We start from the raw sequence: 19,427 nt of genomic DNA, 5'->3' as shown, positions 1-19,427 counted from the left end.
TAGATTGATTTTTTAGTTTATTTTAAGTCAGTTTTTTATAATAGGTCTATCTTTAGTGACTATCGAATAAAGTAAGAAATGAAAGGTTAGTGTGCCAGTTATTTCTGATTGTTTCAGCTTGATTTTTGTAATAGAATCAGTATAACACCACACAAATAATAGCTATTGTTTGGTGAAAAATAGTTTTGTTTTTTATAGGGAGGGAAGCCAGGTGCTAAAGCAAAAAATCATGAAGTCTTTAAGAACAAATTGGTATTATAGTGTTTGGGTCATCTATTCCTTTTTCTTAACCTTTATCATGCAGTGGATTCAACTAAAATCAATAACAAGTGTTTTTCAATATATACATGAAAGTACCTTTTATTTTATCGTCAATTTTTTCATTGTTTTAACGAGTTTAAGTGTTATTTTAGTGACGAAACGAAAAGTATTTATGGTGTCGCTGATCACTTTTTTATGGGGATTTTTATCACTTGCTAATGCCATTGTGACACATTTTCGTGGAACACCTCTGATGTTTTCGGATGTTTTCTTGATTAAGGAAGCGACTAAATTAATCAATTTATATTTTACACCGACGATGATCACTGGATTTTGTGTCGTTGTAGTCATTTTATTTCTCATCCTAGGATTTTTATTTAAAGTTAAATCAGTCGTCAAAAGAATAGATTACGTCATCTTTGGCGTTATTTGTTCATGTTCCGTTTTAGGCTTATCTATTGTTGAAAAAAATAACTGGATGGAGCCAATGAAGTCAAATGACACGAAAAGCTATGAAACATACGGCTTTGCTTACTCTATTTTAAATTCAATCTATCCTTATTTAACATCTGAGGAGATCGCTTATGATTCAGAAGAGGTGACTGAGCTTTTAGATTCACTTTCCATTCATGAATCAACTTCTCGTGTGTCTAGTGATGAAGAGACGCCATACAATTTAATTGTTGTTCAGTTAGAGTCATTTATGGATCCTTTATTAATTGAAGGAGCTTTATACAGTGAGGACCCAATCGCAACGTTTCGTGCGTTAACAGAGATTTCACCTCATGGATATCTCACGGTTCCGACGTTTGGTGCAGGGACAGTGATGACAGAGTTTGAAGTGTTAACGTCTATTTCAATGTCGGCTTTAAAACCTGGAGAAATTCCATATGATGCGCTTCTTTGTACCACACCCGTTCAGTCGCTAGCCACTATTTTTAACTCACTTGGTTATCAAACGACGTTCTTACATAATTATGAAGGAAACTTTTATAATCGTCATTTAGCGATTCGTAATTTAGGGTTTGATGTCTATGTTCCACTTGAATATATGGCTGGAAATCATGGGATTCATCAAATTGATCAAACCGATGATGGCTTATTATTCGATTATGTCATTAAAACATTAGAACAAAGTGAACAACCAGACTTTGTTTATGCTGTCACAGCGGGAACCCATCAACCTTATAGTCTAACAGATGGTGAGGATTCAAAAGTTACAGTTAGCGGGACGTTAGATGAAGCTGATCGCTTACCGCTTCAGGATTACGTCAATCGCATGTATAACCTAGATCAACAAATCGCAAGACTAGTTGAGTATATTAATCAATCTGAAGAACCGACCTTACTTGTGTTCTTCTCAGACCACTTACCGAATTTATCAGTGGTCACAAATCAAAACACCTATTCTTCAGACTTATATCAAACGCCATACTTAATTTATAGTAACGCAACATTAAAAGAAGCCCTACCATATCAAGACATGACCTCTTATCAACTAGGTGCTTACGTGTTAAATTTATTAGGGATTGAAGAAGGGGCTATGCACAAAATTCATGATTTATATCACGCGTCAGATAATTATCAGGAGACGTTAGACTTAGTACAAAAAGATTTATTATATGGAGAAGGACGTTTTTATGAAGGAAAACTGCTTCCAACAAGCTCGGACCTTTTCTTCGGACTTGGTCAACTTCAAATAGAAAGCATTGAACAAGAAGGAGACATTCTTCATATCTATGGAGAAAGCTTTTCATCAGAAAGTCGAGTGTATCTTGACGGTGAAGCGCTAAGTACAACTTTTGTTTCATCTACTCATCTACAAGTCGTGACTAACAAAACAAACTGTCAAACCATAGAAATCAAACAACATAGCGGACTTGATCAAGAAATTGGACAAGGCGTTCGAGTGTCAGTTGATGAAGTTAAGAAATAAGAAACAGTATAATGAATGTAGTCTAGGAACTATGTCAAAAATATAAAAAATATGACTTAAGATGTATCTAAAGGATGATTTCTGTATACCTACAGGAGTCATCTTTTTTATGTTATAGATAGAAGCAGAAATCATGAGGATATTGATACAGTCTTTGAAACTGCATTGTATTTAGCCCTTAAAAAGAGAGAGTGATAGATGGATCTGAGTCAATATTTTGGACACAAAAAAGTTAAGTTTTAAGCAGCTTGTCGCGCAAGTTGCTCACATTCTTCAGGTGTTAAATAATTAATTGAGCCATGTATTCGTTTTCTATTATACCAGCCCTCTATGTACTGAAATAGAGCCATTCTAGCCTGTTCAAAGGTAACATAAGTAGATTGATACACTTCTTCTTTCTTTAGTGTGGCATGAAATGATTCAATGCAAGCATTATCATAAGGACATCCCTTACGACTAAAAGATTGAACGATATTAAGTTCTGACGTTAAGTGTTTAAATTCTCGGCTTGTATACTGTGAACCTAAGTCAGTATGGAGAATAACTTTATCTTTAGGTCTTTGAAAAGTATAAGCATTTCTTAAAGCTTGAACAATGATTTCCGTTGTCATTTGTTTTGAAAAATGATAACCAATAATTTTCTTTGAATGTAAATCCATCACTGAAGCTAAGTAGCATCAACCTTCTTTTTGAACATAAATATAAGTAATATCTGATACCCATTTTTGATTAATTGAAGTCGTCGAAAAATCCTGTTCTAGAATGTTATCACGTTCTAAAACAAGTTCCTTAGATTGTTTATAGGGGGTATATTTCTTTTGAATAATCGAAGTTAAACCGCCTGATTTCATTAATCGCTGAACACGTTTCAAGCTAACAGAGAATCCTTCTCTAATCAATTGACGGTGTACCTTAATAGCACCATATCGACGGCTACTTTCAAAATAAATCTTCTTAATTCGTTCAAGCAGTTGTTGATTTTCACGTTTCCACTTAGATTCAGTTTGATGCTTGATTGATAATAAGTGCTTCTTGGAATATTCAACACATTACAGAGCTGTTTAATATTATGTTCTGAACGATGTCGATCGATAAACTCACATAACTCAGATTGACTTACTTTCTCGCGAATGGGTCACCTGGCGATTGCCAACGGCAATCTATTCCTCAACTGCTAGGGAAAGTGGTCATAGCCCTTTTTTAAGATTTCATTTTCCTCTTGTAGACGTAACATCTCTTGTTTCATGCGTTTAATCTCTTCAAGTGTAATGTCAGTATCATCTATTGAAGCAATAGGAGAAATTTGTTTAATCCATTTATAGATAGTGACTTCTGATACACCATATTCACGACTAAGTTCTTTGACTGAGCGTCCATTTTTATAAATTTCGACAACCATAGATTTAAATTCAGCATTATATTTTTTCATACAGGCACATCCGTTTATTAAGTCTATTGTAACGACTTAACTTAAGTGTGTCCATAAAACTATACTAGCACCAAGATGTATGAATTGATATAGAAATATTAATAGTTATAACTTAGAATAATGTAGAATTTATGGTTAAAATAGTGTAAGATTAATAATAAATGAAAATAAAGGAGAAAATGAGATGAAAAAGTGGAAAATTATCTTAACTATTGTCTTAGCTTTATTAATTGTTCCTGTGGCAGTAGGGGCTGTCTATATGAATTTAATTTTAGATAAAGTAACTGTTAGTGAAGATGAGTTTGATAAAGATTTCGATTTAAATGTTAACACAAACTTAGAGAACAGCGATGTTAAAAATATTGCTTTATTTGGAGTAGATTGCCGCACAGATGATTACAGTGGTTGCCGCTCAGATGTAATGATGGTATTATCGTATAATCAGAAAGAAAATAATGTAACGGTTACGTCACTCGTGCGTGATACTTATGTTGAAATTGGGGATCGTGGTTTTGATAAGTTAAATCATGCTTATGCTTTTGGTGGAGCAGAATTAGCCATTCAAACAATTAATAAAACATTTGATTTAAATATAGAAGATTACGTAACTGTAGATTTTTGGGCAGTAGAAGCAATTATAGATGCTCTTGGTGGGGTAATGATTGATGTGAGTAGTAAAGAGATGGAATATGTCAATGATTATATGAATGAGTTAAATACTAATTCACCAGATGGACATCTAGTTGATAAGCTAACTAATTCAGGATATCAACGATTAAATGGTAGACAAGCTGTTGCATATATGAGAATTCGACATGTAGGAGATGGAGACTTTGAACGTATGCAACGTCAACGAGAAGTGATGGAAGTTGCGCTTGAAGGAATGAAAACAATATCATTATCTAAAATGTTGACGCTAGTAAATGATTTAATTTCAACTGTAAAGACTAATTTATCTAAGGGAGAAATTATTGATTTAGTAACCAAAGTTGCAACAAAAGGTATACCAAAAATGGAACAATTTCAACTTCCAACACGTGATGAAGGGGTTGGAATGAATATAAATGGAATTTATTACTTTGTACCAAATACATTGTTAGAAAATGTTCGCTTATTCCATGAATCAACTTATCAAGAACAAATATATGAGCCTTCTGATTATGTAATTTCATTAAGCGATAAATTACAACAGTATATTTATTAATTGGTTTTAAAATATAATGGAAAGTTAAGTGGATATATATAAACAGAAATGTAATTCATAGTTTTTTAATTCAAATACTTGTGGTCAAAATTCGTTAAAATGTATGTTAAAATAGTAGATATTAAACATACATTTTAGGATAGAAATTGGGGCAACTATGAATCAGACAGAATTAAAATTAATTGAAACAGCGATGCGTGAAACATCATCGAAACAACTTTATACTCGTTATCAAGTCATCTGTTTACACTTACAAGGATATAAAAATGTAGAAATCGCTAGGATAGTTCCCTTTACTGCTCAGACCATCTGAACACATGTTAGAAATTATAAAAAATATGGACTTGAGGGATTAAAACCACGCCCAAAATCAGGCTGCCCGAAGAAACTTTCACCTGAGCAAGAAGCTGAGTTAATCCATACCATCATCCATAAAACGCCAGATGATGTTGGAATTGAACCGTACATGACTTGGGATTGTAAGCTATTATGCATCTCGGTGAAACAAATATTTGGTGTTTCATTCTCTAAAGCTGGAATGCATGATATGCTGATAAGTCTAGGTTTTAGCTATACACGTCTGACGTATTCACTAGCTAAGGCTAGCCAAGAAAAGAAATAAGACTTTATTCAGACCTTTGAGAAACTAAAAAAATAATTCCTGGGGAGATTGATCATCTTATTTTTTAAGATGAAATTTCAATTAGAGACTGCCTCGTTAGTTAGTCACTGGTTTTTAAAGGGAAAACAAAGGATGATTCCAACCTACGGGAAACATCAGAGTGTTAAGGTAATCGGTGTGTTAAACGACGAAACAGGACATGTTTATGTCCAGGAGGAAGAACGTTATACAGCAGATATCTTTTCAGAAATCCTCAAAAATGTACTGAAATAATATCGAATGGGAAAAATTGTTATGGTTTTAGAGCATACAAGATTGTTATGGTTTTAGAGCATACAAGAATTCATCACGCTAAACTCATCCAACTTTTTTAGAAGAGCATAAAAGTAGATTAAAGGTTGTCTTTTTACCACCTTATAGTCCTGGATTACATCTAATCGAGCGATTATGGGAGTGGCTGAAAAATCTGTCATTCATAACGTATTTTACAAAAGTGTCGCTGAGATCAAAAATCTGTTCAAGGCTTCATTGAGTATATTAATCAGAGACCACTTGAAGTCATTAGAATGTTATGCGAAAAATGTAGATTGTCTAGCTGTTTCTACTATGAAAATAAATCCAAACTCCCTCTGTGAAGGCAGTTTTGAAAAGGCCTCCTTGATGTAGGTCTTTAAAATGAGGAATAAGGGCATACAAAATGAATGGCGTATCTTGTCTGTGTTTTTAATCGATTATGGTAAAATTAGAATCTAACATTCAAGAAGGCGTTTATTTTCGTTTATGGTGGTGCCTCTAGAGCGTGATGGTCTATATAGTAGCATTATTTTCGAAAATTAAAAATAAAGAGGTATGAAGTATGAAAATTATAAGTATAAAAAAAAATATTGATGTAATGAAAAGATATTTTATTACAAAAAGAGTTATGGATATAGTTGGGAGCTTAATTGGACTAGTATTATTTTCACCAATATTTTTAGTAGTGGCACTATTAATTAAAATGGAAGATCCAAAAGGACCCATTATTTTTGCACATAAAAGAGTTGGAAAGAACGGAGAGTTGATACCAGTATATAAGTTTCGGTCTATGTATCAGAACGCTGGTGAAATGATTAAATCGTTTACGCCAGAACAAAAAAAGGAATACGCAGAAACATATAAATTAAAAGACGATCCGCGAATTACAAAAATAGGAAAGTTTATTAGAAAAACAAGCTTAGATGAAATCCCGCAGTTTTTAAATGTATTAAAAGGAGAAATGAGTATTGTCGGACCACGTCCAGTAGTTGAAGCAGAGTTAGAGAAATATGGAGATAAAGTAGATCTATATTTAATGGTTACTCCAGGATTAACTGGAATGTGGCAAGTGCATGGACGAAGTGATACTTCATATGAAGAACGTGTAGCTCTAGATACTTATTATGTCGAAAATAGAAGTATTTTATTAGATATTAAGATTATTTTGGCAACATTTGTTAGTGTAATCAAAGGTAAAGGCTCTTATTAGATTAAAAGAGACAGGTGAATTTGTTGATGAAAAAGGTTAGTATTATTTTACCAATTTATAATGGTGAATCTTATTTGGAAAATTTAAATAGTAAAATACGATCTCAAAAATTTGAAGGAGATATAGAGATTATTGCTCCAGTTAGTCCTTCGAGGGATAATAGCTATGAAGTAGCAAAAGATTTGTTTGATGTTGTATATGAAGTGAAAAATTTTAATCATGGTTTAACTCGTCATGAAGCAGCTTTAAAATCTAAAGGAGATTATTTAGTCTTTATTACGCAAGATATTCTACCTGCGAATGATTATTGGTTAGAGAGTCTAATTGATGGTCTTAAGGGGGAAGTTGTGGCAACATACTCTCGTCAAATTCCTTATAATAATGCGACCTCTATTGAACGATTAACGCGTATATATAATTATCCTAATTATAATCGTCTATGTAATAAGGAAACAATCGTAAAATGGGGGCGTAAAAATATTTATTATTCTGACTCGTCTTCAGCAACAGTAAGAAGTGAGTATATTAAATTAAACGGTTACAACTATGAAGTTAAAACAAATGAAGATGTTGTATATGTGTGTAATGTAATCGAGTCAGGAAAAACAGTCTTATATAACTGTAGTAGTAAAGTACTACATAGCCATAACTTTAATCTAAGAGAGACCTGGGATAGATACACTCAAATTGGAATTTTTGAAGCGGAACATCAAGACTTATTAAGTGTTTATAGTACAAATGGAGAAGGGGTTAAATTAATTAAGTTTATGATAAATGCTTTATTAAAAGAGAAAAGATATTTTGATTTAATAAGATTTCTTTTCGTGGAGTGTCCAATAAAGCTAATCAGTTATAAGTTAGCATTTTATAATTGTAAAAAACAAAAGGAGAAAAAGTTGTGAACATAGATATTTTCCGTGAAGCATTTATTAGATTTAAAGGTAAATTACAAATAATTGATGTTCTATTTATATTTTCATTATTTAGTATTTTTCTTAACATTCCTATTTATCCTATTTTTTTTACAAGTGTAATTATAGTTGGAATTTATTCGTTGTATAAGGATGGATTTAGAAAAAGTCTAAAAGAGGTAAAACTCAATCAATGGCTTTTAGCTAGTTTTCTACTATGGGCAGTTGTTATTACATTAATACGTTTTACAGCTTATCCTAGTATTTTAATTAAACTTATTTTAAACTTAGTATTTTTATTAATTTTTAGCTTAGTTATTCAAAAAAGAAATAATGGGAGTTTAAGAAGGATAGTTGTTAAATCAATTAGATATATTATTATATTAAATTTTATTCAGTTATTGTGGATATACATTCCAAATAATTTGTTTTATGAGGTCCTATTTAATGGAGGGTTTGAGAATTCGATAACTCGTTATGTTATATCAGAGTATTCACATATCATTGGAATTAGTAATAAGAATATTTGGGCAGTAAAATTAGCTCTGTTTCAGATCCTTTATCTATATGATTTAAGTTACCATGAAAAAGTCGGAAAAAGTAATTATATTTTAGTGTTTATTTCTATCTTTAATATGTTATTTTTATTAAGCCGTACTGCTCAAGTAGTGTATATACTAGCATTAGTATATTTTGTGTTCGAGAGAGTTAATAGAGTAATAACAAAAAAAATTAAAATTGTTTTTTATACAATTGGTGGAGTCATCTTATTAGGAATTGGATATATATTTGTTGATAAAATTTTAAATATAAAATTAGATGTAACAGATGGTGGCTATGTTCGATTAATTTATTGGCAAACATTTTTTGAAAATATTACAAATACACACTTTTTAACAGGAAATGGATTACTCTCTGCAAGAGCGTTCTTAGAAGCTTATTCACCTTATTATATAGGTGAAAGCAATATGCATAATGTCTTTTTAAATACATGGTTAGATTTTGGATTAATTGGTTTAATTTTATATACTGGTTTCTTAGGGGGAACATTATATTGGACAAATCAATTTAGAATTAATATTAATTTCATTTTTATTATAGTAGTGCCTTTATTATTTTCCTTTATGCTACAGTACTTAGGATATGATAATGATATTGTTTTATATATTTTATGTGCTTATTTAATTTCTCAGATAAATAATAAGGCGGAAGTCTCTTAAGAAAAGATTAATTATATTAAAGAAATAATGGGGAGAATAAAAATGAAGAAAGTATTAATAGTAGGACCAGATTTTTTTGGATATAATGACAGCGTAAAAAGAGGATTTGAAAAATTAGGTTATGAAACAAAAGTCTATTCTTATTTTGATGGATATCATGGCCTAAAGAATAAAATTATATGTAGTTTATTAGGTAAGATAGGTGTAAATTATTTCAAAAGAAAATATGATGATAGAATAAATTATAAGATTCTAATTGAGGTTGAACAATATCTTCCCAACTATGTGCTATTTATTAAGCCAGAAAAAATTTCAAACAAAACATTAGAGGAAATTAAAGTTCCCAAAATTCTATGGATGATGGATTCACTTTTCAGATATGACAAGATCATAGATAATATTAAATATTATGATTTGAAGTATATGTTTGAAGAAAACGATGTGATACGCTTAGTAGAAATGGGCGTTAAAAGTACATTTCTACCATTAGCTTACGATGATGAAGTTTATCATCCAATTAATAAAATAGAAAAAGATATTGATATCCTATTTATAGGTAGCTTATATCCAAAACGAATTGAATTATTAGAAAATATAATTAATCAATTTCCTAGCCTGAATATTGAAATTTATGGAAAGTATACAAATATCAAACAACCTAATACATATTTAAAATATTTCTTTTCGAAATATAAGAAGTATTTTAAAAATCGTAATGTTATTCCACGAGAGGTAAATCAGTTGTATGCTCGTAGTAAAATTTGCTTAAATATGCATCATTCTCAATCAAATAAAGGATGTAATCCACGCTTTTTTGAAATTGCAGCAAATGGGGCATTTCAACTAGTTGATAATAACCAGTTTATAGTTGAAAAATATGGAGAATATGTTGAATACTTTAGTTCTATAGAAGAGCTCAATCAGCTGATTAGAAAATATATTAAAGAAGAGGAATTAAGAATTTCGAAACAAAAAGATAATCAATTTATTACAATGAATAATAGTTTTGCTGAAAGAGTCAAGGTTATCCATCAACATTTACAGGTAGGAGGAAGCTAGTCTTGAAAAGAAATATGTATACATTCTCACTTATTATGGCTACTTATGGTAGAAAAGATGAGATTAGAGAATTTATCTTGAGTTTATTAAAGTCTAATTATGATTTATCAAAGGTTGAATTAATTATTGTTGATCAAAATGATTCTATTGTTTTAAACGATATTGTTGATGAATTTAAAAATGAATTGGATATTCAGCATATTAGGTCAGATGTTAAAGGGTTATCCTTAAATAGAAATATTGGAATAAAAAAAGCTAAAGGGGATATTATTGCCTTTCCTGATGATGATTGCAAGTATTTCGTGAATACTTTAGAAACTGTTAATGAACTGTTTCAGAGTACAAATGCAGATATATTAATGGGAAAAATATTAGATGAAGCTAATAAAGATTGTATTCGTAAGTGGCCAGAAAAAAGTATAGAGATTAAAAGAAGTAACTTCTACACTAAGATATCATCAATTACCATATTTAAGAAGATTACTTCAAAGACAAAATTATTCGATGAAAATATGGGAGTTGGTACTTACTACGGAAGTAATGAGGATGCAGATACTATCTATAATGAACTTAAAGAAGGAAAAAAGGTTATCTATCACCCAAGTATTAAATTATTTCATCCATCATCAGTCAGGAAATTGCCATTGGCTAAAATTGAATCCTATGGCTTAGGATTTGGTGCCTTATGTAAAAAAAATAAGGATGTATATATGTTGAAGTTATTCTATTCTATTATACTTTATCATTCTTTAAAATATTCATTAGCAGTATTAAAAAATAATAAAGAAGAGCAGGAGATTAGAAAAGCCTATATTAAGTCACGACTTAAAGGGTTTAAATCTTATAATTAACAAAAGGAGAGAGAATTATGAAAGGTATTATTTTAGCTGGAGGATCAGGTACACGTTTATATCCGATTACAAAATCAGTATCGAAACAAGCGTTACCAATTTATGATAAGCCGATGATTTATTATCCATTATCGGTATTAATGTTAGCAGGAATTAAAGATATTTTAGTTATCTCAACTCCGCGTGACATTACGTTATTCCAAGAATTATTAGGAGATGGATCTCATTTAGGATTAACGATTGAATATAAAGTTCAGGAACAACCAAACGGGTTAGCGGAAGCTTTCATTATCGGAGAAGAATTCATTGGTAATGATAAGGTAGCTTTGGTTTTAGGAGATAATATTTTCCATGGGTATGGATTTACTGAGCGTCTTCAAAAGGCAGTTAACCGTGAAGAGTCAACGATTTTTGGATACCATGTTAGTGATCCAAGTGCGTTTGGAGTGGTTGAATTTGATCAAGACTTTAATGTATTATCTATTGAAGAAAAACCAGCTCAACCTAAGTCAAATTATGCAGTTCCAGGATTATATTTCTACGATAATGAGGTGGTTGAAATCGCAAAAAATATTCAGCCGTCTCCACGTGGTGAGTTAGAAATCACAGATATTAATAATGAATACTTACGTCGTGGAAAATTAAAAGTTGAATTATTCGGACGTGGAATGGCTTGGTTGGATACTGGAACTCATCGTGGATTATTAGAAGCGTCTAACTATGTCGAAGCGGTTCAAACTCGTCAAGGTCTATTTGTTTCATGTTTAGAAGAAATTGCTTATCGTCAAGGTTATATTTCGAAAGAACAATTGCTAGAGTTAGCGAAGCCATTATTAAAAACAGAATATGGTCAATATTTAGTTAAAATCGCAGATGAGGTGGCATAATGGGAAACTTTAATTTCATTCAAACGAAAATTCCAGATTTATATATTATTGAACCAAAAGTATTCGGTGATGACCGTGGCTATTTTATGGAAAGCTACAGTCAAAAAGATTTTGCTGACGCTGGGTTAACGATGAACTTCGTTCAAGATAATGAGTCAAAATCTCGTAAAGGAGTTTTACGTGGTCTCCACTTCCAAACACAACATACACAAGGAAAACTTGTGCGTGTCACTCAAGGTGAAGTTTGGGATGTCGCAGTTGACTTACGCAAAGGATCACCGACTTATGGACAATGGGAAGGGGTTTATTTAAGTGCTGAGAATAAACGACAATTCTATGTACCAGAGGGATTTGCTCATGGATTTGTGGTAACTTCGGACGAAGCTGTGTTTAATTACAAATGTACTGACTTCTATGCACCTGAATATGATAGTGGTTTACTTTGGAATGACGAAGAAGTTGGAATTGATTGGCCGTTAGAAGATCTAGGAGAGATTTTATTATCAGAAAAAGATCAGAAACAAAAAACATTAAAAGAATTAATAGACTTACCATTTATTTATGAAGGAGAGAAGAAGTAATGATGGAGAAAAAGATTTTAGTAACAGGTGGAGCAGGATTTATTGGAGGGAACTTTGTTCATTATATGGTGGATAAGTATCCAAACTACATGATTGTGAACTTAGATGCTTTAACCTATGCTGGAAACTTAGAGACGTGTCAACCAGTTGAAGGAAAGCCTAACTATAAATTTGTGAAAGGCGATATTGCGGATCGTGAATTTATCTTTGACTTATTTGAAAAAGAAAAATTCGATATCGTCGTTAACTTCGCGGCCGAGTCTCATGTAGACCGTTCAGTGACAGATCCAGAAATTTTCATTAAAACAAACGTTTTAGGAACACAAGTATTAATGGATGCATCACGTACTTATGGCGTAGAACGTTATCATCAAGTGTCAACAGACGAAGTATATGGAGATTTACCATTAGATCGTCCTGATTTATTCTTTACAGAAGAAACACCATTACACACATCAAGCCCATACTCAGCATCAAAAGCATCAGCTGATTTATTAGTGTTTGCTTACCACCGTACGTTTGGATTACCAATTACAATTTCTCGTTGTTCAAATAACTACGGTCCTTATCATTTTCCTGAAAAATTAATTCCATTAATGATTTCACGTGCGTTAAATGATGAGCAATTACCGGTTTACGGAAATGGAGAGAACGTTCGTGATTGGTTACACGTGTATGATCACTGTGCAGCGATTGACTTAATTTTACACAAGGGTAAAGTGGGAGAAGTTTATAACGTCGGTGGACACAACGAACGTACTAACTTAGAGGTCGTTAAAACGATTTTAAAAGCCTTAAATAAACCAGAAGTATTAATTACTTACGTGAAAGATCGTCCAGGGCACGATTTACGTTATGCGATTGACCCACAAAAATTAGAAAATGAATTAGGATGGAAACCAACGTATAACTTCGATACAGGAATTCAACAAACGATTGAGTGGTATTTAGATAATAAACAATGGTGGGAAAATATTATCTCAGGTGAATATCAAAACTATTTTGAAAAACAATATGGTGATAAATAATGAAAGTATTAGTAACAGGAGTTAAAGGTCAATTAGGATACGACGTTGTTAAAGAATTAGAAAAACGCGGTCATCAACCGATTGGAGTGGACCGTGAAGAGATGGACTTAATGGATAATGAAGCGATTCGTATCTTCATTATGAACTTAAAACCAGACGCCATCATTCATTGTGCGGCTTACACAGCCGTTGATAAAGCAGAAGAAGAGTCAGAGATTTGTTATCAAATCAATGCAGAGGCTGTTAAAGTCATCGCTGAGTGTGCAAAAGAGTTAGATGTTAAAATGATTTATATTAGTACGGATTATGTCTTCGATGGAACTAAAGAGGGGGAATATGTAGAAACGGATATTCCAAATCCAATCAATGTTTACGGAGCAAGTAAACTAAAAGGAGAACAATACGTTCAAGAGTTACTTGAAAAATACTATATCGTCCGTATTTCATGGGTCTTCGGTGTGAATGGAAATAACTTCATCAAAACGATGCGTCGTTTAGGATTAGAACGTGATGAATTAAATATCATCAACGATCAAGTGGGATCACCAACGTACACAGCAGACTTAGCCCCATTATTAGTCGACATGATTGAAACTAATAAATACGGTATTTACCATGCGACGAATGAAGGATTCTGCTCATGGTGTGAATTTGCGAATGAGATCTTCAAACAAAGTGGGATTGAAGTGAAAACAAATCCAATTACAACAGATCAATATCCAACAGCAGCGAAGCGTCCAATGAATAGTCAAATGAGTAAAGACAAGTTAAAAGAGAATGGTTTTAACTTATTGCCAACATGGCAAAATGCGTTAACTGACTATATAAAAAAGATTTAATTACGAAAAAATAAAGTGGAGTAGTGTTGATGAATAATTCAAAATTAGTTTGTGGAGTTATTGTTACATATAATTGTAAAGAAGAGTTCTTAGATACATTCAGTGCAATTTATAGTCAAGTTAGTAAGTTAGTTATTGTTGATAATGGATCAAAAGAGGAAACTTTATGTATTCTGTCAAACTTAGCTAATGAATATCAAATTGAGTTAATAAGGCTATCACAAAATCTTGGAATAGCGGAAGCTTTAAATAGAGGTATAACCTATGCATTAGAAAACCAATATGAGTGGGTTATTACTTTTGATCATGATAGTATTCCAAAAGAAAATATGGTTTATGAGTTATTAAAGGGATATAACTCTTTAGATGTATTAGAGAAAGAGAAAGTTGTAAGCTTAATCCCTATTAATCTAGAGCAAGGAATTAATGAAGAGGAAAATGATACACAGGATCAGCATGTAAAATATGTTGAGAGAGGTATTACATCGGGTAATTTAGTTAAATCAAAGGTTTTTGAGATTATAGGATTATTTGAAGCTAAGTTATTTATTGATTTAGTAGATTTAGATTTTTGTTTTAGATTAATTGAGAATGGATATAAAATAGTTGAAGTAAATACAGCTATTTTATACCATCGTCTAGGAGATTCTTCTCAAGCTAAGCTATTCTTTAAAAATATAACATACACTAATCATTCTCCTTTACGCCGATACTATATGACTCGTAATAGAATATATTGTTGGAATAGGTATGCTACCGTTGTACCCAAATCTATTCGAGAAGATAAAATATCAGCAATAAAAGAGATTATTAAAATTATGCTTTATGAAAATGAGAAAAAAGCTAAATTTAGTATGATATATCAAGGCTATAAGGATGGAAAAAATAATCTATTTGGACCATTTAGACAGAGATAAAAATCATGGATAAATAGAATTAAAATCATTGAATATTTATTGAATTCTATATTAGGAGGAACGTAGGTGAGGAATAAAGTATCCCAATTTTTAGTATTTTTCATGTTGACATTAATGTTATTAAGTAAACATGAAATTCTTGTTAAGGCGAATGATAACTATCTTACTAATTTTAATGAAATAGAAGCTACTATCTCACAGTCACAAAGTAGAGCAATAGGATCAGGATTAGTTCAGTTTTGGCAAGTTGTCCCAGAAGGTCAAAACTATGAAGGAAAGACAACAACTGAGATAATGAATCAGTTAAGATGTAGACCCAACCATGATTTGTATCCAATTGCTAATGGTCTTTCGAGTCATGAAACATATATTAATTCCTGCTATGTTGATGACGCCCTCTATCTAGGTGAAGATATAAATTATTATTACGTATATGTATCAGGATATCATGGAAAAGTAGCTAAAAACAAATCGCACTTCTTTGAGTTAGATTTAGATGGTGATGGAAAAAAATACAAATATGAGATCCAAACTGTAGCTTATTATATTCCTGCATCTAATAAAGCAGAATTGTATTCTAAGAGCTCATTGGTTGAAAATACTAATACATTAGATTACTCTAGTGATTATTTAGATAAGTATAATGACTGGGATGACAATGTTAAATCTATCGCCTATGCAATGGGAACAGTCCAATCACCATCATATTATATAAATGACAATGGTGTACTATACCATTACATAACTAATAATGTTAGAGTAGCAAATAATTATTCAAAAGTTATTGTAGGTCCTGCGCCATCATGGATGAATCTTAATGTACCATACTATAGTTATGATGGAGTTTATTTTTATTATAATTGGAGAGAGATTCAAATTACAGGAATTGGAGCAGTTAATGAAACGAATCCATACTATAATTATTATCAATATCTTCCATTTAGATCTAAAACAAATTATTCTGCTTCAGAGATAGATTCTTTTACAGTTTCTAATGTAGGAAAAACAGGAAAATTGGTTAATACAGGGCAATATTTTGAAGCTGTTGAGGAACTATATGGAATCAACGGATCATTGCAGTATGCTATGGGTATTCATGAAAGTAATTGGGGGAAAAGTTCTTTAAGTATTAATAAAAATAATTTATTTGGAATGAATGCAGTTGATAATAATCCATATGGAAATGGTACAAGTTTTCCTGATGTTGAAAGTGGTATTTATTACCACGCGGATCGATATATTTCTTGGGGGTATACAGACCCAATAGATGATTATCGATATTATGGCTCACATGTAGGTAATAAAGGTGGTGGATTAAATGTTAAATATGCATCTGATCCTTTTTGGGGAGAAAAAATAGCTGGATGGTATTATCGTTTTGAGCAAGCTAGTGGAGTAAAAGACTACAATTATTATACAATTGGAATTAAGACAGATAATTCAATTATTGATGTAAAAAGTTCTGCTAAGAGTTCAGCAACTACTTTATATAAGACCTATAATCAAAAATCTAAATTGACATTAAGAAATTATCCGGTGATTATTCTTGATACCGTGAATAATTATTATAAAATTCAAAGTGATACTCCGATAAATGATAAAGGAGTAGCTCAATATAATGCTAAGTATAATTGGAATCAGTCTATAGGCTATATATCATCTAATGATTCTATATTTCTTCAGAGTGCGCCATATTATGGACAAATAGATTCTCCTGGACAATATTCTATAGTAAATGGAGAGATTCAAATTAAAGGTTGGTCAATCTATGGAAAAGAAATTGATAGGGTAGAGTTGTATATTGACGGAATTAAGGAAGCAGATATACCACGTCTATATCGCCAAGATATTGCAGAAGCGTTCCCATTATACGATACAAGACAAGCTGGCTATGAAATGACTTATAATACGTGGTCATTAGCTAATGGTGAACATGAAATAAAAGTTATAACAGTTGGCAAAGACGGAACAAAATATATACAATCAACAATAATTACCGTACAAAATATAGCACCTTATCAAGGAAACATAGATTATCCAGCTAATAATAGTGAAGTAAGTGGCGTGTTGTATATTAAAGGATGGTCAATTTATGGAAAAGAGATTGATCGAGTAGAACTCTATATTGATGGAGCTAAACAAAGTAATATGAATCGTCTATATCGTCAAGATGTAGAAGAGGCCTTCCCATTGTATGATACGAAGCAAGCAGGTTATGAATTGTATTACAATACAGGAATGCTAACCAATGGTGAACATGAGTTATCGATAGTAACGATAGGAAAAGATGGAAGCAAGTTTGTTCAAACAAGTTTGATTAATGTCTTAAATCCTTATCCATATCATGGGAATATAGATGCCCCAGTTTCTAATTCTATTGTAAGTGGCGAAGTTGAGATTGAAGGATGGTCAATTTATGGAAAAGAAATTGATAGGGTAGAGCTGTATATTGACGGAATTAAGGAAGCAGATATACCACGTCTATATCGCCAAGATATTACAGAAGCGTTCCCATTATATGATACGAAGCAAGCTGGCTATAAATTAACTTATAATACATGGGCATTAGCTAATGGTGAACACGAATTTACTGTTGTTACGACGGCTAGTGATGGGGCACAATATAAAGAATCAATAAGAGTTACCGTACAAAATATAGCACCTTATCAAGGAAACATAGATTATCCAGCTAATAATAGTGAAGTAAGTGGCGTGTTGTATATTAAAGGATGGTCAATTTATGGAAAAGAGATTGATCGAGTAGAACTCTATATTGATGGAGCTAAACAAAGTAATATGAATCGTCTATATCGTCAAGATGTAGAAGAGGCCTTCCCATTGTATGATACGAAGCAAGCAGGTTATGAATTGTATTACAATACAGGAATGCTAACCAATGGTGAACATGAGTTATCGATAGTAACGATAGGAAAAGATGGAAGCAAGTTTGTTCAAACAAGTTTGATTAATGTCTTAAATCCTTATCCATATCATGGGAATATAGATGCCCCAGTTTCTAATTCTATTGTAAGTGGCGAAGTTGAGATTGAAGGATGGTCAATTTATGGAAAAGAAATTGATAGGGTAGAGCTGTATATTGACGGAATTAAGGAAGCAGATATACCACGTCTATATCGCCAAGATATTACAGAAGCGTTCCCATTATATGATACGAAGCAAGCTGGCTATAAATTAACTTATAATACATGGGCATTAGCTAATGGTGAACACGAATTTACTGTTGTTACGACGGCTAGTGATGGGGCACAATATAAAGAATCAATAAGAGTTACCGTACAAAATATAGCACCTTATCAAGGAAACATAGATTATCCAGCTAATAATAGTGAAGTAAGTGGCGTGTTGTATATTAAAGGATGGTCAATTTATGGAAAAGAGATTGATCGAGTAGAACTCTATATTGATGGAGCTAAACAAAGTAATATGAATCGTCTATATCGTCAAGATGTAGAAGAGGCCTTCCCATTGTATGATACGAAGCAAGCAGGTTATGAATTGTATTACAATACAGGAATGCTAACCAATGGTGAACATGAGTTATCGATAGTAACGATAGGAAAAGATGGAAGCAAGTTTGTTCAAACAAGTTTGATTAATGTCCAAAATCCGGTTTTAGTGTTAACTGAAGATATAGCATTAGGAACTAATGTTTATTTAGATGATAATGTTATAGATAAAGGAGAAGAGGAGCTTTCTATAGAGAGTATTTATTTAGGTGAGTTAGAACAACCACTTGAAAGATAAACAATTAAAGATATTTTGAATATTAAAGCATGGTCATATGACCATGGAATTCAAACAATTCAATTCTATATTGATGGAATATTCCAAGGTGAAATTTCACGTGTAAAAAGATCAGATATAGAAGAGTTATATACTGAATATCTTAACATGGATTTAGGATATGAGTTAAGTTATGATATATCCTCTCTTTCAGAGGGTATTCATAGTTTAGAAATAATTACTATAGGTGTTGATGAATCCGAAAAGAGTCAAGCCTTAGAATTTATTGTTTCGAATTAATATTTAAGCTAAAGCTGCAGTAGACATTTGACAACATTTTGAGGCATTATTTAATTTAAGGCTGTTTTTTAGATAAATATTGACACTTAGAATGATTAAGCTTATCAGATTTATTCAGATAGGTCTAACATACA

14 protein-coding genes and 2 pseudogenes are annotated in these 19,427 nt (G+C 31.8%); 15 read left to right on the top strand and 1 reads right to left on the bottom strand.

Going from position 1 to position 19,427, the window contains the following annotated elements:
* Positions 1 to 211 precede the first annotated feature (211 nt).
* Positions 212 to 2,197 carry an LTA synthase family protein gene (locus JRC48_RS07790; RefSeq protein WP_235069000.1) on the top strand — a complete coding sequence of 662 codons (1,986 nt, stop codon included), beginning with the start codon at positions 212 to 214 and terminating at the stop codon, positions 2,195 to 2,197.
* Positions 2,198 to 2,436: 239 nt separating this feature from the next.
* Here the strand turns inward: JRC48_RS07790 and JRC48_RS07785 are convergent.
* Positions 2,437 to 3,626 (bottom strand): annotated as a pseudogene (locus JRC48_RS07785) (IS3 family transposase).
* Positions 3,627 to 3,810: 184 nt separating this feature from the next.
* Here JRC48_RS07785 and JRC48_RS07780 point away from each other — a divergent pair.
* The 14 genes and pseudogenes from JRC48_RS07780 to JRC48_RS07715 all read left to right on the top strand — a co-directional run bounded on the left by JRC48_RS07780 (position 3,811) and on the right by JRC48_RS07715 (position 19,293).
* Positions 3,811 to 4,830: an LCP family protein gene (locus JRC48_RS07780; protein ID WP_235068999.1), complete on the top strand. Its 1,020-nt coding sequence runs from the start codon at positions 3,811 to 3,813 to the stop codon at positions 4,828 to 4,830.
* Positions 4,831 to 4,987: 157 nt separating this feature from the next.
* Positions 4,988 to 6,087 (top strand): annotated as a pseudogene (locus JRC48_RS07775) (IS630 family transposase).
* Positions 6,088 to 6,308: 221 nt separating this feature from the next.
* Complete coding sequence (locus JRC48_RS07770; protein ID WP_235068998.1) at positions 6,309 to 6,956, top strand: sugar transferase; 648 nt, start codon at positions 6,309 to 6,311, stop codon at positions 6,954 to 6,956.
* Positions 6,957 to 6,982: 26 nt separating this feature from the next.
* Entirely contained in the window at positions 6,983 to 7,858 is an 876-nt protein-coding gene (locus JRC48_RS07765; RefSeq protein ID WP_235068997.1) for a glycosyltransferase, read from the top strand.
* Positions 7,855 to 9,087, top strand: a complete 1,233-nt coding sequence (locus JRC48_RS07760) for an O-antigen ligase (RefSeq protein WP_235068996.1) — start codon at positions 7,855 to 7,857, stop codon at positions 9,085 to 9,087. Before JRC48_RS07765 ends, JRC48_RS07760 begins: the two co-directional genes overlap by 4 nt.
* A gap of 42 nt (positions 9,088 to 9,129) precedes the next feature.
* Positions 9,130 to 10,146, top strand: a complete 1,017-nt coding sequence (locus JRC48_RS07755; RefSeq protein ID WP_235068995.1) for a glycosyltransferase — start codon at positions 9,130 to 9,132, stop codon at positions 10,144 to 10,146.
* Between the two features lie 2 nt (positions 10,147 to 10,148).
* Positions 10,149 to 10,997 (top strand): glycosyltransferase family 2 protein, encoded by an 849-nt coding sequence (locus tag JRC48_RS07750; protein ID WP_235068994.1) that lies wholly within the window; start codon positions 10,149 to 10,151, stop codon positions 10,995 to 10,997.
* Positions 10,998 to 11,014: 17 nt separating this feature from the next.
* The gene (gene rfbA, locus JRC48_RS07745) at positions 11,015 to 11,884 is read left to right on the top strand and encodes a glucose-1-phosphate thymidylyltransferase RfbA (RefSeq protein WP_235068993.1); all 870 of its coding nucleotides are present in this window, start codon (positions 11,015 to 11,017) and stop codon (positions 11,882 to 11,884) included.
* The gene (gene rfbC, locus JRC48_RS07740; RefSeq protein ID WP_235068992.1) at positions 11,884 to 12,465 is read left to right on the top strand and encodes a dTDP-4-dehydrorhamnose 3,5-epimerase; all 582 of its coding nucleotides are present in this window, start codon (positions 11,884 to 11,886) and stop codon (positions 12,463 to 12,465) included. The genes rfbA and rfbC overlap by 1 nt, the downstream gene beginning before the upstream one ends.
* On the top strand, positions 12,465 to 13,493 hold the full coding sequence (gene rfbB / locus JRC48_RS07735; RefSeq protein WP_235068991.1) for a dTDP-glucose 4,6-dehydratase: 1,029 nt from the start codon (positions 12,465 to 12,467) through the stop codon (positions 13,491 to 13,493). Before rfbC ends, rfbB begins: the two co-directional genes overlap by 1 nt.
* On the top strand, positions 13,493 to 14,332 hold the full coding sequence (gene rfbD / locus JRC48_RS07730; protein ID WP_235068990.1) for a dTDP-4-dehydrorhamnose reductase: 840 nt from the start codon (positions 13,493 to 13,495) through the stop codon (positions 14,330 to 14,332). Before rfbB ends, rfbD begins: the two co-directional genes overlap by 1 nt.
* A gap of 29 nt (positions 14,333 to 14,361) precedes the next feature.
* Entirely contained in the window at positions 14,362 to 15,249 is an 888-nt protein-coding gene (locus tag JRC48_RS07725) for a glycosyltransferase family 2 protein (RefSeq protein WP_235068989.1), read from the top strand.
* Positions 15,250 to 15,315: 66 nt separating this feature from the next.
* On the top strand, positions 15,316 to 19,014 hold the full coding sequence (locus JRC48_RS07720; RefSeq protein ID WP_235068988.1) for an Ig-like domain-containing protein: 3,699 nt from the start codon (positions 15,316 to 15,318) through the stop codon (positions 19,012 to 19,014).
* A gap of 15 nt (positions 19,015 to 19,029) precedes the next feature.
* On the top strand, positions 19,030 to 19,293 hold the full coding sequence (locus tag JRC48_RS07715) for a hypothetical protein (RefSeq protein ID WP_235068987.1): 264 nt from the start codon (positions 19,030 to 19,032) through the stop codon (positions 19,291 to 19,293).
* Positions 19,294 to 19,427: the final 134 nt, after the last annotated feature.

Origin of the sequence: Turicibacter sp. TJ11, from assembly GCF_021497505.1 — a bacterium.
Taxonomy (GTDB): Bacteria; Bacillota_I; Bacilli_A; order MOL361; family Turicibacteraceae; genus Turicibacter.
The sequence above is the reverse complement of the archived record's forward strand: the minus strand, read 5'-3'. Positions and strand labels throughout refer to the sequence as shown.

What these genes read in the sequence shown, in the direction of transcription:
- JRC48_RS07755 (WP_235068995.1), top strand. Translation starts at nt 9,130, where the DNA reads ATGAAGAAAGTATTAATAGTAGGACCAGATTTTTTTGGATATAATGAC.
- JRC48_RS07770 (WP_235068998.1), top strand. Translation starts at nt 6,309, where the DNA reads ATGAAAATTATAAGTATAAAAAAAAATATTGATGTAATGAAAAGATAT.
- rfbD (WP_235068990.1), top strand. Translation starts at nt 13,493, where the DNA reads ATGAAAGTATTAGTAACAGGAGTTAAAGGTCAATTAGGATACGACGTT.
- rfbB (WP_235068991.1), top strand. Translation starts at nt 12,465, where the DNA reads ATGATGGAGAAAAAGATTTTAGTAACAGGTGGAGCAGGATTTATTGGA.
- rfbA (WP_235068993.1), top strand. Translation starts at nt 11,015, where the DNA reads ATGAAAGGTATTATTTTAGCTGGAGGATCAGGTACACGTTTATATCCG.
- rfbC (WP_235068992.1), top strand. Translation starts at nt 11,884, where the DNA reads ATGGGAAACTTTAATTTCATTCAAACGAAAATTCCAGATTTATATATT.
- JRC48_RS07725 (WP_235068989.1), top strand. Translation starts at nt 14,362, where the DNA reads ATGAATAATTCAAAATTAGTTTGTGGAGTTATTGTTACATATAATTGT.
- JRC48_RS07765 (WP_235068997.1), top strand. Translation starts at nt 6,983, where the DNA reads ATGAAAAAGGTTAGTATTATTTTACCAATTTATAATGGTGAATCTTAT.
- JRC48_RS07780 (WP_235068999.1), top strand. Translation starts at nt 3,811, where the DNA reads ATGAAAAAGTGGAAAATTATCTTAACTATTGTCTTAGCTTTATTAATT.